Origin of the sequence: Aestuariivivens sediminicola (assembly GCF_022662015.1) — a bacterium.
In the GTDB taxonomy this organism is placed as follows: Bacteria; Bacteroidota; Bacteroidia; order Flavobacteriales; family Flavobacteriaceae; genus Aestuariivivens; species Aestuariivivens sediminicola.
On record NZ_JAKMCM010000005.1, the window covers coordinates 205,268 to 221,743 of the forward strand.

Sequence of the window (16,476 nt, forward strand, 5' to 3'; positions counted from 1 at the left end):
CCGGATTAAGATGATAAACACAAAGACGAATGCACTATCGAAATTTTAGAACCGCCTTCTTTTTAAAGGCCTTTGTTATAGCAATAGCCCTGGGTCTTGTGTCCTGCAAGGAAAAGCCTAATACGGCAGCCATGTCTGAAGGAGCTGAGAAAATCACAACTGAAATACGTGATATTGAACGTGTGGAACCCCCTAATTGGTGGGTGGGTTTTAAGAATACGGAATTACAGTTGCTTGTAAAACACTCGGATATTTCAGAGAGAACACCCCGTATTTCGTATCCGGGGGTGCATATTAAAGCGATCCATAAGGCCGACAGCCCGAATTATCTGTTCATTGATCTTGAAATTGAGAAAACAACCGAACCCGGGAAATTTAATATCCTATTCGAACATCAGGACCATGAGGCCTTAATGTACACCTATACCTTAATGCCCAGGTTAAAGCCAGCCGAAGACTACATTGGCTTTGATAGCAGTGATGTCATTTATTTGATTACACCAGATCGGTTTGCAAATGCCAATTCAGAGAATGATATAGTTGAAACACTCCAAGAAAGACGTATAGACAGGACAGATGATTATGCGCGTCACGGTGGCGACATAGAAGGCATTACGGATCATTTAGATTATATTCATGACCTGGGATTTACCGCAGTGTGGCCCTGTCCCTTACTTATTAATGATATGCCTGAAGCATCCTACCACGGCTATGCTATAACCGACTATTACCGCGTGGATCCACGTTTTGGGACATTGGAAACCTATAAGGCCTTATCTGAAGGATTACACCAACGCGGTATGAAGCATGTCATGGATCAGGTGGTCAACCATTGCGGTATTGAACACTGGTGGATGAGCGATTTGCCTTTTAAAGATTGGTTGAATTATCAGCACTATTTTGAAAATGAAGGACGTGCCATTATTACGGAACACCACAGAACAACAAATCAGGATCTGTATGCCTCAGAAGTTGATAAAGCACTTGAAACGGGAGGTTGGTTCGTACCAGTCATGCCCGATTTAAACCAGCGCAATCCCTTTATGGCCAGCTATCTTATTCAAAACAGTATCTGGTGGATCGAAACTATTCAACTTAACGGTATTCGACAGGATACCTACCCGTATTCCGATAAGTCCTTTCTCAGTGATTGGGCAGGGGCTATTATGGATGAATATCCGAATTTTAGTATCGTTGGTGAAGAATGGTCTACCAATCCATTATTAATTGGGTATTGGCAGGAAGGAGCAAACAATAAGGACGGTTACGATTCCAATTTAAAATCGACCATGGACTTTGCCATGCAGGAGCAAATCGTAAAAGGGCTCCTGGAACCGGAAACCTGGGGCACCGGATTGATTCGCTTATATAACGGTCTGGCAAACGATTTTGCCTATCCAAATCCGAGCGACATTCTGATCTTCCCGGACAACCATGATATGAACCGAATTTTTACTCAGTTGGGAGGTGATATTGTAAAGACAAAAATGGCCTTAAGTTACATGTTGGTATTACCACGAGTTGTGCAGGTCTATTACGGGACGGAAATTTTAATGAACGATTTCGAAAAACCCGGAGATCATGGTCTGATTCGCACTGATTATCCGGGAGGCTGGGAAGGGGACCCTGTTAATGTTTTTACCGGTGAAGGATTAACCGACGATCAAAAAGACATGAAAGGCTTCTTGAAGACCCTCTTAAACTATCGAAAACACAGTAAGGCCATCCAACAGGGAAAGACTCTACATTTTGCTCCTAAAGATGGCGTTTATCTTTTGATTAGAAAGGCAGAAGATGAAATCGTCATACATGTTCTCAACAGCAACACTGAGCCTATAGCTATTGATTTGGAGCGTTATGACGAATTGGGGCTCACTGGTACGGTATTTAAGGATATCATCAATGGCGATGAAGTCCTTTGGAAGGATCGGTTGACATTATCAAAGCCGGGCAGCCTTATTTTAACGTCGAAATTTTAATGAAAGCGGTGAATCTTCAGGTTAATTTATGTTGTGTTATGTTATGCCTTTGTTGTGCCTGTAAGGATAAATCCGTTTTGGTGAGTGACAACCCGATTCTGGGCGATGAACAGGTTTCTTTCAATATCGCAGCATTACCGGAGCATCATGATTTCAGTACAGATATTTACATATCAGGAGATTTTGAAGGCTGGTCGGGCGGCCGAGAACAGTTTAAATTGGTGAAACAAGACCAAAAGTATACCCTAAGCATTCCGAAATATAGGCATACCATAAATTTTAAGTTCACCAGGGGCCAATGGGCGACGGTAGAGTGCGAAAGCGACGGTCATCCCATTAAAAACAGGGAGTATACATTTACAGGAAAGAACGATACCATACCCATCAGCATTGTTAACTGGAAGGACCTGACAAATGAGGAATCGCCGTCAACTGCACAGCACAACGTAATCGTATTTGATGAAGCTTTCGACATACCGCAATTAGAAAGACAACGCAGGATCAGCATCTATTTACCACCAAATTATGAGGATTCTACCGACCGCTATCCGGTAGTGTATATGCTCGACGGACAAAATCTATTTGATGCCAAAACATCTTATACAGGGGAATGGGAGGTAGACGAAACCCTGAATACCCTGTTTAAAAAAGGACGGTTTGGATTAATCGTTGTCGCCATTGATCACGGTGGAGAATCACGTTTAAAAGAATATGCTCCCTGGGATCATGAAACATATGGTAAGGGTGAAGGTCGAGCCTTTACGGATTTTTTGGTGAACACCCTTAAGCCCGTCATAGATAACACATACCGAACAAAACCAGATAAAAAGCATACGGCTATTATGGGATCGTCTATGGGAGGTCTACTTACGCATTATGCGGCTTTCGCCTATCCGGAGGTCTTTGGAAAGGCCGGAGTGTTCTCTCCATCGTATTGGCGCGCCCCGGAATGTTATGAATTTACAGAACGAAAGGCCCATCAAGGTGATCTTAAAGTGTATCTGGCTGTCGGCGATCAGGAGGGGGCGCATACAATTGAAAATGTTAAAAGAATGACCAATATATTGAAATCCAGTAGTTTTCCACGAGAGCATCTTTTGACTTCTATAGTGGAAGACGGGAGACATAATGAAACCTTTTGGAAATCAGAATTTAAAAACGCCATTAGCTGGCTCTTTAATGTGAATTAGGACTTATGAAAAAAATAGTATTCAAATTAACAGGGATCGTTTTATTCTTCTTATTGGCCTGTGGCAATAGGAGTAAGAAAGAGACACAAAGTCAGATCCCTTCGGTTAAATTGCCTAAAAAACACGTTGTTTATCAGGTGTTTACACGTTTATTTGGAAACACGAACACCACCAATAAGCCTTGGGGAACAATTGAAGAAAATGGCGTGGGGAAATTTAATGACTTTACAGAAAAAGCCCTTACAGAAATAAAAGATTTGGGTGTAACTCATATATGGTATACAGGTGTACCACACCATGATGTCATCACCGATTACACTCAATATGGCATATCAAATGACGATCCGGATGTGGTTAAAGGACGAGCGGGTTCGCCTTATGCGGTAAAGGACTATTATAATGTAAATCCGGATTTGGCCGTTAATGTTGAAAATAGGATTGAGGAATTTGAAGCACTGATTGAACGCACACATGCTGTAGGATTAAAAGTGATTATAGACATTGTACCTAACCATGTGGCCCGAAACTACAAAAGTATATCAAAGCCGGAGCATGTCAAGGATTTTGGTGAAGAGGACGATACCACCCTGACCTATCACGTCAACAATAATTTTTATTATAATCCGAATGAAGCATTTGCTGTGCCACAATGGGAGGATGGTTATAGCCCCCTTGGGGGTGAACCCCACGTACTTAGTGATGGTAAGTTCGATGAATATCCTGCGAAATGGACCGGGAATGGCTCTCGACTGTCACGTCCTAAAATGGGAGACTGGTATGAAACTGTAAAAGTGAATTACGGGATACGACCTGACGGTGAAAAGGATTTTGATGTACTCCCTGAAGGATTTGAAAATAATGATTTTAAAGCGCATTTTGAATTCTGGAAGGATAAGACCGTGCCCAATTCCTGGATGAAGTTCAAGGATATTGCGCTATATTGGCTGAATAAGGGGGTAGATGGATTTCGATATGATATGGCCGAAATGGTGCCTGTTGAATTCTGGAGCTACATGAATTCCGCCATTAAAATGAAGAACCCGGATGCTTTTTTATTGGCTGAAGTTTATAATCCGGCACTTTACAGAGACTATCTTAAAAAGGGTAAAATGGACTACCTCTATGATAAGGTCCAGCTATATGACACCTTAAAGCATATCATACAGGGTCATGGTAAGACAGACCACGTTCCTCCAATACTTGAGGAACTACAGGACATTGAGCATCATATGTTGCATTTTTTGGAAAACCATGATGAACAACGCCTTTCCAGTCCGGATTTTGCTGGTGACGCTAAAAAGGGGAAGCCGGCCATGGTGGTTTCGGCCACTTCCACGACCGCTCCAACCATGCTGTATTTTGGACAGGAAGTAGGCGAAGATGGTTCGGAAGAGACGGGATTTGGCGATCCTACAAGAACTACAATTTTCGACTATGCCGGAGTGCCCGCGCATCAGCGCTGGATGAATAATGGCGCTTTTGATGGGGGTCAGTTGACCAAAGCGGAAAGGGAACTGAGAGATTTTTATAAACGGCTATTAAATTTTACAATACACAGCTCGGCTTTGGCCGGGAACTACCAGGACATTCATATCTTTAATCGTAAACATACAAAAGACTACAACAGCAAGTTGCTGTCCTATGTGAGATGGAGTGAGGATGAACGACTTGTAATCCTGTCCAATTTTGATCATCAAAAGGGGTATCGTCTCAATTTGGCACTTCCGGAAAACGTGGTTGCTGCCTGGCGATTACAAGAACAAAACCTTAAAGCAACGGATCAATTGTATGAGCAATATACAACGGATGTAGTGGTGGAAGGAGATAGGGCATTCATCCCGATAGACATTAAGCCCTTAGAATCATTAATATTAAAATTAGAATAAAATGAGCGTCTTTAGAATTACAGTTTTGATCCTGATTTGCACCCTGTCTTGTACTGAAAAGCCCGCAATAGTAAAGCAGGAGGCACCATTTGTTTGGGAGGGGGCTAATCTTTATTTTTTATTGACGGATCGGTTTTATAATGCCGACAATACAAACGATGTAAATTTTGGAAGGACCTCAGAAACGGGGAAATTAAGGGGTTTCGAAGGTGGCGATATTAAAGGGATAACCCAAAAAATTAAAGAGGGGTATTTCACGGAGCTCGGTGTGAATGCGATTTGGCTGACCCCCATTGTTGAACAGATACATGGGGGAACAGACGAAGGTACCGGATTAACCTATGCGTTTCATGGCTATTGGGCAAGCGATTGGACGGCCATAGATCCAAATTTTGGAACAAGGGCAGACCTACAGGAATTGGTTGATGTTGCCCATGAAAACCAGATTAGAATCCTGTTGGATGCGGTTGTAAACCATACAGGTCCAGTAACGGAAAAGGACCCCGTATGGCCGGAGGATTGGGTTCGAACAGCACCGGTATGTGATTATAGCTCTTTCCAGAAAACAGTGACTTGTACCCTGGTTGAGAATTTACCGGATGTCAGAACCGAGAGCGATGCCCCGGTGGAATTGCCTTCACAACTAATTGAAAAGTGGGAGAATGAAGGACGTCTGGAACAGGAATTAAAAGCGTTGGATGCGTTTTTCGAACGTACCGGATATCCCAGGGCACCTCGATTTTATATTATCAAATGGCTTACCGACTACATCAGGGAATTCGGTATAGATGGTTACAGGGTAGATACTGTAAAACATACCGAGCCATACGTTTGGCAAGAATTCAAAGAGGAATGCGATGTGGCATTTGCGGAATATAAAAAGAACAATCCGGAAAAGGTTTTAGATGACAATGGCTTTTATCTGGTTGGAGAAGTTTATAATTATGGTATTTCTGCGGGCAAGGCTTTTGATTTTGGTGATAGAAAAGTCAATTACTTCGATGATGCCTTTAATGGTCTGATTAATTTTGATTTAAAATGGAATGCTGCACAATGGACCTATGAGGGGCTTTTCAAAACCTATTCCGACGTCCTGAATGGGGATTTAAACGGCTATGGTGTTTTAAATTATTTAAGTTCACATGATGATGGACAACCATTTGATCCGGATCGATCGAAGCCTTTTGAATCGGCTACCAAACTGTTGCTTTCACCAGGAGCTTCGCAAATTTACTATGGAGACGAATCCGCACGATCTTTAATTATTGAAGGGACAGAAGGCGATGCTACTTTGCGATCGTTTATGAATTGGGAGGCCATAAATAACAACAGGGAGTCACAAGCCATTCTTGAACATTGGCAGAAATTAGGAAAATTCAGAAGGGACCATCCGGCCATTGGCGCAGGTATACACCAAATGATTACCCAGGAACCTTATCTTTTTTACAGGAGTTATCAGAACAATGGTTATGAGGATTTAGTGGTCATCGGTTTGGATTTGCCCATTGGTGTAAAACACCTCGATGTCTCAAAGGTTTTTGATGATGGCGATCAGGTGTTTGATGCCTATTCCGGATCATCCATTGTGGTAAAAGCGGGTATTGCGGTGGTCGACAGCCCTTTTAATATTGTGCTTTTAGAGCGATTATAAGGATGTGCCTAGAAATTTGATCATCTGCTCGGAGGCTTCTAAGAGCTGCTCAGGCATGGTATCATGTGGCCATGGATGACGGGCACCAAAGACGTGATTTGCTCCATCCACAACATACAGTGTGCTTTCCTTATACCACTGATGCAGTTGATAAGCCTCATCTATCAATACACTCGTATCCGCATTACCATGTACGATTAAGTAAGGAATCTTTAAACCGGACACTGCTCTTTTAATGGTTAATCGTTCTTCGTTGGCAATAAAATCCTCATAAAACTGATAGTAGTGTGGCATCAGTTGTTTTGTGCGTCCATTGAGCACATATTTCACCCCTTCCTTTTGCCATTCTTCCAATGCACCGATGGTGGCGGTGCGTTTTCCAAAATCACACACACCAGCCAGGCTTATTGCCTTTTTGACACGGTCGTCTTCTTCAGCCTTGATCGTAACGATCCCTCCTCCGCGACTGTGGCCAATTAAGCTCAAACTTGCTTTATCCCATTGTTTTCCAATGGTTTCACCGCTAAAAGCCCAATCAATTACGGTCTCCAAATCATCCAATTCCTTGGTGTAATTATTTTGTCCAAAAGCCTCTAAATCCGGGAAATCAATAGGCTGCCTGATCGTACCCCCATTATGAGAAAAGTTGAATTTGACAAAGCAGAATCCGGCATTTGTAAAGGCATTGGCCATCAGGTTCCAGGCACCCCAATCCTTGAAGCCCTTGTAGCCATGACAAAAAATAACCAAAGGTTTTCGTATATCCGGATGATTGTCGTGTAGGTCTACAAGTATGGGTTTATGGTGTTTCCCTTGAAGAATGATGTGGTTTATGCGATTCATTTCAGATGTCTTTTTCAATAAAATCGATTTCTGGATTACAGATTTCTATGATGATCTTTTTAAGTTCATTTTCAAATGCGGCCAGGGTGTGTTCAGTGATTAATGTCACCTTTTTCGACCCCCTTCCATTTTTGTCTTTTTTGGAAAACTTGATAATGCCCGAACTTAAGTTTTTAAAGGATAGAATCCCTGCTTCCATGGGTAAATCAATTTGATTTGATTTGTGCATCATATAAGCATAGGTCAATACCTGGAAACTTTTGCTGTATTTTGTATAATCTGTGGTGAGGTCTTCCCAGTTAACCACATCCAAATGATTTTGAAGGACGTTCCCAGTCTTATAATCAATTATTCTGGTCATGCCATTGTATTCATCGACCCGATCGACCTTACCTCTGAGGTGCACTTGAAAATTAATTTCAGGGATTTCAATTGGGATGTGATTGTTGGCTTCAACAGCACGTATTTTTATCCTATGACCTGATTCCAATTCTTTAATTTCATAGTTTAGGAAATTGTAAATGTACCTTTTGGTAATTTCATAAATAATAAGGTTTTTACCCTTCCTGATATCCCCTTCCCTATAGACCTGTTTGAAGTGATACCTCACTCTATCGGCAATTTGCGGTTTTAGAGCTTTGATGTTGCCGACCGAGAGATATTCCCCAACAAAGGGCTTGTAAAAGTCTTCCAGAGTGTTATGAACTACGGTACCCAGGGTATTGAACGCTATGGTTTCTTCAACATCTTCCAGGTCTTTAATGCCGAGAATTTTTTCCTGGTAAAAATCTAAGGGATTCCGTATATAGTTGGTTAATGAAGAAGGTGAAAATCCTTTTTCAGCGACAGATTTGAGCCTGTTTAAGACCGTATTGGTCTTCTGTATTTGAATTAATGAGGGTTTTATTATCGGAACCTTGGGTGCTACGATGTCGTGCGATAGCTCATGTATGCCTTCAATTTCCATTTGGGTAATGAACCTGCTCTTTTCTCCGCCATTCAGGGCATCAGCTTCTGTATTGTACAAGAGGTATATGTTTTTGGCACGTTGCAAAAGCCTGTAAAAATGATAGGTGTAAACGGCGTCCTTTTCTTTGTAGGTTGGCAGGTTGTTTTCTAATTTAACATCGAAGGGAATAAACGAATGCGTCGTTTTCCCGGAAGGCAACAGACCTTCATTTACAGATGCTATAATCACTGTTTCAAAGTCTAATACCCTTGATTCCAGCATCCCCATTATTTGGAGACCTTGTAAGGGTTCTCCATGGAAATCCAGGGTTTCCAGATTCAGGAGCTCCTTGTACAGGCCATATAAGGTTGAAATATCCTTTATATGATGGTAGGTCTCGTTCAATCTGTGCAGTTCATTGAATAAGGTATTAAAGCGGAAGAGATACTCAAGAGCTAGTATGTTAGCGGATTTATCCTGGTCTAAATGTGTTTTCAACAGCAGAATGAGCCGCCTGCAGTTTTCAATAATACCATGTATCGGGCCTTGCCAACTGGAGAATAGCATATCCAGCACAGCATCGCAGTCCTCAGTCATTCCTTTTAACTGGGACATCGTTAAATACACCAGATTATTTCTGTTAATACTGTTCATAATAACGGTGCTATAATCGGTGTCCTTTTTTAAAAACAAGGGCCTGATAAACTGATGGGACACCAATTTAATGACATCCTTAAAATAAAATGCGCTTGCCTGCTTTTTATGAATCTCGAATAAACTTTTAAAGAGCGATGCCAGGGGGACGGACTTTAATGGCAGGCCCATGGTAATGTTTACGGCATCAAGCTCCTTCGGAAGGCTATTCAACAATGGGGTTAACAGGTTTTCATCGCCCAGGACTACAGCTGTATTTTCCAATGATCCTTTTTTTCGGTTGATGTCCTCTAAAAGTGTCCCTATATATTTAGCCTGTCCCACTTGTTTTGGAACACCAAATACAGCTACGTTTTTTGGAGTGCTGTAAAAGGTACTCACCCAGTTAAAATCATGCCGCCGGAAATACGGCCATTGTTTTTTATAAGCTCTTATAAAGAGACCCGCGTCATGTATAGTGTTTTCAAGAAATACAGCGTCTATATCCCAATATATGCTGGCCAAATCGTTTTCCAGTAACTCCTGAATGATCGTTTCTTCGGCAGCATTTAAAGCATTGAATCCTAAAAAAACATGATATTTATTTGGATGGTTTTGAATATAGGATTCTATGTTATTTACAGCTTCGCGGTATACCAGCCCCTGATATCCTGTTTTTTTTTCAAGAAGTGCGTTCGAGAAATGGCTGTAATAGGTGTGTAATTTATTCCAGAAGGACAGGTATTTTTTAATGAAATCAGTTTGAGGTTCATCAAGGGACCAATGATGCTGTTCGATCTCCTTGATTGCACTTAAATAGTTGAAGATCTTTTCCTGGGAGACTAGATGGCGATCAATCTCATTAAAGTCCTGAAGTAAATGAGGGCCCCATTTCGAGAATGATTCGAATGATTCAGTTTCGGATTCTGGTGTTAATTTTAGATAACTGTCATAAAATAAAAAAAGGAGCTCCGTGCTGCTTATTTTTTTAATCTGAGATAAGTCTTCAACAAACTCCTCTATACTCAGGATTTCTGGTGCCAAGATCGGAATGTTGCTAAATTTATGTAATTGATGCTTTAAAAAAAGCCCGGCTCTTCTACTGGGTAAAATAAAAGTTGTTTCAGAGAGAGGCGTTTGCTTTTGGTGTAAATCGGTTAGAACATCAAGAATAAATGTAGTCATCATATAAAAATAAAAAACGCTTCGGATTACCGAAGCGTTTTATAACTTATTTTATAATTGCTTTAGCTTATTTCGCCAAGTTAATTTCAACACGTCTGTTATTTGCTCTACCAGCTCTTGTCTTGTTGGTGTCTATTGGTTTAGACTCACCAAAACCAAGGGCAGAAAGTCTGAACTCATCTACACCATTTTCAACCAAGTATTCTTTTACTGAAAGCGCTCTCGCTTCAGAAAGCGACTGGTTTAATTTTTGACTACCAGTACTGTCAGTGTGACCTTCTACAGTAAACTTCGCTGTTGGATATTCGTTAAGAATTCCAATAATATCTTTCAATACAGCTTCAGATGCAGATTTGATAGTGGATTTTCCAAGATCGAATAAAATGGTCTTAGCATACTCATTCAAAGTCTTTTGAATCTCTTCGGTTACTTCAGGACATCCGTTATTGGCTACAGTACCTTTAACGTCCGGACATTTGTCGTCTTTATCTAGAACGCCATCGCCATCGCCATCTGGCCATGGGCAACCTTTATTAGCGGCAGGACCAGGAGTGTTTGGACAGGCATCGTCGCCATCAGTTACACCGTCGCCATCAGCATCCGGACAACCAGCCAGGGCTTTTAAACCGGCAACAGAAGGACAGTTATCATCCTTGTCGGCAACGCCATCACCATCAGAATCTGGGCAGCCATTCAACTCAGCAGGACCAGCTTCATTAGGACAGTCGTCTTTACTATCTTCTATACCATCACCGTCAGAATCCGGACATCCGTTGAATGCTTCTATACCAGGTACGTCAGGACAAGCATCATCCTTATCGTAGATGCCATCACCATCCGTGTCTGTTCCACCAAATTTAATTGATAGACCGGCAGTATGCTGGAAATGGGTTTGTAAGTAATCTTCGAAAGCGTGTTTGTAAGCAGACTGAACGGTAAAACCAACATTGTCGCTAAACCATATATTGAAACCTAAAGTTCCGTTTAATGTTCCAGCTCCAATTTCGTCTACCCAGCTATAACCACCACCGACACCAAGAAACGGATCAAATGTACTCCACTCTAGTGCTTGGCCAAAGCTGTATTTAATGGTTCCATCTACACCGTAGTAAGATAAATCATCAACGGAGATAGCTTCACCATTCGCATCTTCACCCCAATTTTCGATTTTATTTATGGATCCTGTTACACCAAAAGAAAAACCATCACCAATGTACTTAGATACTGCAACACTAGATAATGAAGGTAAGATGTTATAATTATCTACATCGAAGTATTTACTAAATACGGTTTCACTGAATGGCGCACCATCACCAGAGGGGTAAGCATCAACTGCATTTACACCAATTGTAATTTGCCATGGATTGTTTTCGTCTTGCGCATTTGCGTTGCTATAACCAAGTACAAGCAACATAGCTAACAATAATCTGCTAAGATTTTTCATATTCAAAAGTTTAATTTTTAAGTGTTAATCGTAAACAAAAGTAAGTTGTTAATATGTATTAACAAAGACAAATATATAAAAATATTAAAGACAGTTTAAATCAAGATTCAATATATATTCAGGATATTTCGAAGGGGATTATGATTTCCTAATGAGATTTAGTGGCTGCTTTTGTAATTTAAAACCTCTGCCGGTGTGTGGAAATACCTTCATTGAGGTGGGACTTCATGCCTCCAAAATGAGTGGTGCAGCGTTAAAGTAAACCAAGAACTTTTTTATAACCTTATAGTGCATCTGTTCTATAACATCCTGATATAGTTGCAATTGCTGCCTGTGAGTGGTGTTTTCTGCCCCGGTTTTGTAATCTATAATTACCGCTTCATTATTCGAATTAATAACCAGGCGATCGGGTCTTAAGACCGTGTTTTGTTCTGTTATGATATCCCGTTCGTTGTATATAGTGAGGTTTGGCTCAAAATAAGAACTCAATTTTGGATGATTTACAACTGTTGTAATTTGCGTTTTTAGCAGTTCGGCTTGATGAGAATCCATAATACCATGATTGAGCAGATTGTTTAGGGCAAAATCAATATCTTCCCTGGTGCGTATCTGGGCCATAATATCGTGTACCAGATTTCCTTTTTCGATAGCTTCTTTCTGTCGTGTATCCCACAAATACCCTGATTTTGTAACAATATTAATACGATGTGTTTTTTTGTCTGTCGATAACACCTGAGGAGCGGCTTGCGAACCGGTCGAGACCGGTTCCTTTTTATATGCTCTTTCCGGGGTTCCGAAAGCATAGTTTAGCTGGTCGTCTTTCCAAAGATTGAGCTCCTGTAAATAATGGATGAACATCTCCGAATAGCGCTTTGGCAAGACCTCTTTCTTAGCAGTGTTTTCATTTTTGCTTAGGATAAAAAGTTGCTCCTCCGCTCGCGTTAAAGCGACATACAGCAAATTTACATTGTCGAGTTCTTGTTTGGATTTGTGGTCATTGAAAATGGCTTCTCCGGTAGCGCCGTAATGTTCAAAATCCGCATTGAAGTTAAGAAGTGTATGAGTAAAGCCGTTGTAATCTTCGGGATTTAGAGGGTACCATTCTTTGGGGTCGCGCTCGGCATAGATGTTTAAATCCGCGAAAGGAAAGATAACCACTGGAAATTGCAGGCCCTTGGATTTATGGATGGTCATAATACTAAGGGCATCTTCCTGTTTTGGGGATGCCACGCCGAAGGTATCTTTCTTTTTATCGAAATAGTCCAGAAAGGCCGATAGATCTGAACCCGTTTTATTGAAAAACTCAAAGACCACATCCAAAAAGGATTGTACGTACGCATTGGAATGGTCTATCAAATGAAAACATCGAACCAGGGTCTCCGTAAGGTCATATAAGGACAACTGCAATAATGCTGTATAGTCAATATGAACCCCATAAGCCTTTAAGCCCTCAAATAATTCCGGTAAGGACTGGTCCAGGTGCTTCAGGAAAAAGGCATGTTTATCCTCAACCTTAAACATGATGGTTAAATGATTTAAAACGGCGACTTTAATGCTCGGGTTTTTTGGTTGTGACAAAAGCGTTAATACCTGAATTAGAAACTGTACTTCAGGCGAACTGGACAGCAGCAGTCCGTCCTCTGAAATGATGTTCATATGCTCCTGCGCTGAAAGATATGCGGCCACGTTTTTTTCGTCTTTCTTGTAACGGGTTAGAATACAGATATCGTTCAGGGCAAACCCATTTTGAAGACATTTCTGAATGGTTTGATAGATAACCTGGGCATAGACTGCATCCCGATCGTCGTCCTTTTCAATATTCAAAAACGACAGTTCAACATAGCCGGTGTCGCTTTTGGTTGGTATTTGATAAGAGCTGCGATAAAGGTTTTTGTAGGTATCCTTACTAAATAGCAGTTCGGATAAAAAACCGAAAAAACCATTGTTGAAACTTACAATTTCTGATAAGCTTCGGTAATTAAATTCGAGGTTTTCAATGACTTGTTTAATTGGAAAGGGCTCTGAAGTTCGGTTAAACAAATCAATAAACTGCTCTGCCACCCCGCCACGCCATCTGTAGATGGCTTGTTTGGCGTCACCAACGATCATGACACTCCCATTTTCTGAAGACAGTGTATTTTCTAAAAGAGGGATTAAATTTTCCCATTGCATTTTTGAAGTGTCCTGAAACTCGTCAATAAAATAATGCTTAATTTTTTCACCCAGGCGTTCATAGATAAAGGGTATGGGCTGCTTATTGAGTTCATGGCTTATAATACTGTTAAACTCCGAAATTAAAATCTTGTTCTGTTCTGTCTTCAAGGTTTCTATTTCATTACTTATGGCGTTCAATACGGACAGCGGTGTTAAGTTCCTGTAAAAGGCAGTTGAAAATTTAAGTTGATAAACATCGCGTTTTGTATCGTAAAAGGCTTTCGCTATTTGTGGCTGTATCGCGTCGATTGCTGAAGCAACGGTATTTGAAACGCGTTTTGGGTATAGGATTTTATGTTCTAAATCTTCCTGCCATTTGGCGTTAAAGTTAATATCGAAATTTTGCTGGCTAAGGTTTGAAAAGTGTTTGGGGAGATACCCTGATGAAAAATCACTCGGTTCCAGACCGGCTTCATGGATGATATTAAGGATGTGACTGGCATCTGCTATGATTTGGGACGTTAAGGCCCTTATAGCAGTGCTCAAATGCTGTTTAAGGTCCTTAAAATCCTGAAGGCTTTTGGTTGATAGGGATCTCATGTACGGACTGTCATTTTCACTGAACAGAAGCTTGCCAATGGTATTGAGGTCATACACGATATCCCAGTGTTTGTCCTCATCGGCCTTTTCAATCGCGAAATCCACCAGTATATTTGTTAAAGCCTTATCTTCACCGGTCCGCGCAATTAAACTGTTTATAGCTTCGTTTAAGAAGGAATCTTGATCGAGCTCTACCTCAAAATTGAGAGGTAACTTTAAATCGAAAGCAAAGGTTCTGATGAGGTTATGCGTAAAGCCATCAATTGTCGATATATTGAAACCCGCATAATTGTGTGCCATTCGATGTAACAGGTTTTTTGCCTTAAGGTGAAGTTGTTCCGGGGCCAAAGACAAATCGGAACAGAGATGGCCAAACATAGCACTTGGACGATCTAAAATAGTCACGTCTGAAAATTCCTTTAGCCTTTTTATGATGCGGTCTTTCATTTCGGTAACGGCCTTATTTGTGAAGGTAATGGCCAATGTGTTTTTAAAAAGGTAGGGGTTATCCGATTGCAATAAAAGCTTTAAAAATGCCTCTACCAACGTATGGGTCTTTCCGCTTCCCGCTGATGCATTGTAAACCGTAAAAGAGCTGTTGTTATGCACAAATAAAAATTTGACTAAAGATAAAAACTATTAATAGTTCCATAACGATATATTATTTTTAATTGAGGCGTTTTATCCGTAATTTTGTGAGAAAATAAATAGTAATAGTTAAAACAAAACATTATGGCTTTTGAATTACCGGAATTAGGTTATGCATACGATGCATTAGAACCACATATAGATGCTCGGACCATGGAAATACATCATACCAAGCATCACGCAGGATATACCAATAATTTAAATAATGCAATTACAGGTACCGATTTAGAAGGTAAGTCTATTGAAGATATACTCACCAATCTGGACATGAGTGATGCTGCCGTACGAAACAATGGCGGTGGATTTTACAACCACTCCTTGTATTGGAGCGTCATGAATCCAGAGGGTAAAGGCTACTTGTCTGGGGAATTGAAGGACGCGATCGAATCTGCTTTTGGATCCAAGGAAGCATTTGTCGAAGCGTTTTCTAAGGCTGCGGCAACGCGTTTTGGCTCCGGCTGGGCCTGGTTATGTGTTCATGAAGGCGGTAAAGTAGATATATGTTCTACACCCAATCAGGACAATCCGCTCATGCCGGGTGTTGGTTGCGGAGGAACCCCGATCTTAGGGATTGATGTGTGGGAGCATGCCTATTATTTAAATTATCAAAACCGTCGTCCTGACTATATCAAGGCTTTCCTTAGTGTCATTAACTGGAATGAAGTGGAACGTCGCTATGCCGCATCAAAGTAAGCAGCGAACCCATCGCAAAGCCATTTGGGATGGTGTGAGTCGCTTACCCTGAGCTTGGCCGAAGGGTCTTTTCGGGTTGATCGATTTACACTGAGCGAACCCATCGCAAAGCCATTTGGGATGGTGTGAGTCGCTTACCCTGAGCTTAGCCGAAGGGTCTTTTCGGGTTGATCGATTTACACTAAGCGAACCCATCGCAAAGCCATTTGGGATGGTGTGAGTCGCTTACCCTGAGCAACTGCCTCATGTCCTGGAAGGAAGCTGAAGGTTTAGCTATGTATCGTGTTGCATAGGATGCCTTTGATAGGGTAGGATAAAAAAAAATCACCTTAACCGGAGTTAAGGTGATTTTTTTATTGAACAGGGTCTATATATAAATGAAAAAGGTGAACAAGTGTCCACCTTTTTGCCCCAAATCTACCATAAACTTAACCTACTTATGTTATGGTAATGACAAACTTACGTCAGTTATCCGGATTCAAAAAATATTTTAGTTAAAATACTATTTTATTGGCTTAAAAGGGGATAAAGATGTAGCGGCGACATTGACATCATTAGATTTCGTTATTTAGGCCTCTTAAAATAGCGCATAAAAAAAAGGCGAACGGAAGTTCACCTTTT

9 protein-coding genes are annotated in these 16,476 nt (G+C 41.0%); 5 read left to right on the top strand and 4 right to left on the bottom strand.

From position 1 onward, the window contains the following. Nucleotides 1–29: 29 nt before the first annotated feature. The 4 genes from MR041_RS12445 to MR041_RS12460 are packed head-to-tail and all read left to right on the top strand — an operon-like array spanning nt 30 to nt 6,706. Nucleotides 30–1,979 carry a glycoside hydrolase family 13 protein gene (locus MR041_RS12445; protein WP_242094401.1) on the top strand — a complete coding sequence of 650 codons (1,950 nt, stop codon included), beginning with the start codon at nt 30–32 and terminating at the stop codon, nt 1,977–1,979. Then, a complete protein-coding gene (locus MR041_RS12450; protein WP_242094404.1) occupies nt 1,979–3,169 on the top strand; it encodes an alpha/beta hydrolase in 1,191 nt (396 codons plus the stop codon). The genes MR041_RS12445 and MR041_RS12450 overlap by 1 nt, the downstream gene beginning before the upstream one ends. A gap of 5 nt (nt 3,170–3,174) precedes the next feature. After that, complete coding sequence (locus tag MR041_RS12455) at nt 3,175–5,055, top strand: alpha-amylase family glycosyl hydrolase (protein ID WP_242094405.1); 1,881 nt, start codon at nt 3,175–3,177, stop codon at nt 5,053–5,055. Between the two features lies 1 nt (nt 5,056). Continuing rightward, on the top strand, nt 5,057–6,706 hold the full coding sequence (locus tag MR041_RS12460; protein WP_242094407.1) for an alpha-amylase family glycosyl hydrolase: 1,650 nt from the start codon (nt 5,057–5,059) through the stop codon (nt 6,704–6,706). On the opposite strand, the gene MR041_RS12465 is transcribed toward MR041_RS12460, so the two are convergent. The 4 genes from MR041_RS12465 to MR041_RS15660 all read right to left on the bottom strand — a co-directional run bounded on the left by MR041_RS12465 (nt 6,701) and on the right by MR041_RS15660 (nt 15,123). Beyond that, entirely contained in the window at nt 6,701–7,549 is an 849-nt protein-coding gene (locus MR041_RS12465; RefSeq protein WP_242094409.1) for an alpha/beta hydrolase family protein, read from the bottom strand. The genes MR041_RS12460 and MR041_RS12465 overlap by 6 nt on opposite strands. 1 nt (nt 7,550) lies before the next feature. Next, the gene (locus MR041_RS12470) at nt 7,551–10,316 is read right to left on the bottom strand and encodes a PD-(D/E)XK nuclease family protein (RefSeq protein ID WP_242094410.1); all 2,766 of its coding nucleotides are present in this window, start codon (nt 10,314–10,316) and stop codon (nt 7,551–7,553) included. A 67-nt stretch (nt 10,317–10,383) separates the two neighbouring features. After that, nucleotides 10,384–11,760 carry an OmpA family protein gene (locus MR041_RS12475; protein ID WP_242094412.1) on the bottom strand — a complete coding sequence of 459 codons (1,377 nt, stop codon included), beginning with the start codon at nt 11,758–11,760 and terminating at the stop codon, nt 10,384–10,386. A gap of 225 nt (nt 11,761–11,985) precedes the next feature. After that, a complete protein-coding gene (locus MR041_RS15660) occupies nt 11,986–15,123 on the bottom strand; it encodes a UvrD-helicase domain-containing protein (protein WP_242094414.1) in 3,138 nt (1,045 codons plus the stop codon). A 123-nt stretch (nt 15,124–15,246) separates the two neighbouring features. On the opposite strand from MR041_RS15660, the gene MR041_RS12485 reads away from it, so the two are divergent. Next, the gene (locus MR041_RS12485) at nt 15,247–15,855 is read left to right on the top strand and encodes a superoxide dismutase (RefSeq protein ID WP_242094416.1); all 609 of its coding nucleotides are present in this window, start codon (nt 15,247–15,249) and stop codon (nt 15,853–15,855) included. The last annotated feature ends 621 nt before the right edge of the window (nt 15,856–16,476 follow it).

Excerpts from the sequence above, each read along its gene's own strand:
- MR041_RS12445 (WP_242094401.1), top strand. The coding sequence starts at position 30 with ATGCACTATCGAAATTTTAGAACCGCCTTCTTTTTAAAGGCCTTTGTT.
- MR041_RS12450 (WP_242094404.1), top strand. The coding sequence starts at position 1,979 with ATGAAAGCGGTGAATCTTCAGGTTAATTTATGTTGTGTTATGTTATGC.
- MR041_RS12455 (WP_242094405.1), top strand. The coding sequence starts at position 3,175 with ATGAAAAAAATAGTATTCAAATTAACAGGGATCGTTTTATTCTTCTTA.
- MR041_RS12460 (WP_242094407.1), top strand. The coding sequence starts at position 5,057 with ATGAGCGTCTTTAGAATTACAGTTTTGATCCTGATTTGCACCCTGTCT.
- MR041_RS12465 (WP_242094409.1), bottom strand. The coding sequence starts at position 7,549 with ATGAATCGCATAAACCACATCATTCTTCAAGGGAAACACCATAAACCC.
- MR041_RS12470 (WP_242094410.1), bottom strand. The coding sequence starts at position 10,316 with ATGACTACATTTATTCTTGATGTTCTAACCGATTTACACCAAAAGCAA.
- MR041_RS12475 (WP_242094412.1), bottom strand. The coding sequence starts at position 11,760 with ATGAAAAATCTTAGCAGATTATTGTTAGCTATGTTGCTTGTACTTGGT.
- MR041_RS12485 (WP_242094416.1), top strand. The coding sequence starts at position 15,247 with ATGGCTTTTGAATTACCGGAATTAGGTTATGCATACGATGCATTAGAA.